This window comes from Pseudomonas sp. EGD-AK9 (assembly GCF_000465935.2).
GTDB lineage: Bacteria > Pseudomonadota > Gammaproteobacteria > Pseudomonadales > Pseudomonadaceae > Aquipseudomonas.
The window spans coordinates 1-612 of record NZ_AVOF01000874.1; the positions used below are offsets into that span (position 1 = coordinate 1).

The following is a 612-nucleotide window of genomic DNA, read 5'->3' on the forward strand; positions in this document are numbered from 1 at the left end:
AGCAGCGACGAGTTCCTCTTCGCCGGTGGCCGCTACCAGTGGACCCCGGAATTGGCCACCAGCTACTACTACGGCGGCCTCGACGGCATCTACACACAGCACCTGGTCAACCTGGTGCACCAGCTGCCGCTGGGCGAGGGGCAGAGCTTCAAGTCGGACATCCGCTTCGCCCGCTCCAGCGACGACGGCGGCAGCAATGTCGACAACGACGCCTTCGGCGCGCTGTTCACCTACCGCCTCGGCGCCCAGAGCTTCACCGCCGGCTACCAGCACCTGTCCGGCGACACCGGTTTCGCCTACATCGCCGGCGCCGACAACGCGCTGATCAACCTGGTGCAGATCAACGACTTCGGCAACCAGGACGAGCGCTCCTGGCAGCTGCGCTACGACTTCGACTTCGCCGCCCTCGGCGTGCCGGGGCTGACCTTCATGACCCGCTACCTGTCCGGCGACAACGTCGACCGCGGCGCCGGCTTAAGCGAAGGCAAGACCTGGGAACGCAACACCGACCTGGCCTACGTGGTGCAGAGCGGCCCGCTGAAGAACCTCGGCCTGCGCCTGCGCAACGCCACCACCCGCAGCAACATCGGTGCGGATCTGGACGAGAACCGC

General features: G+C 66.8%; 1 protein-coding gene. It reads left to right on the forward strand.

Features of this window, described 5'->3' with window-relative positions; translation table 11 throughout:
- The coding region (locus tag N878_RS25025) for an OprD family outer membrane porin (RefSeq protein ID WP_021446209.1) at positions 1-612 on the forward strand (612 nt) is incomplete at both ends.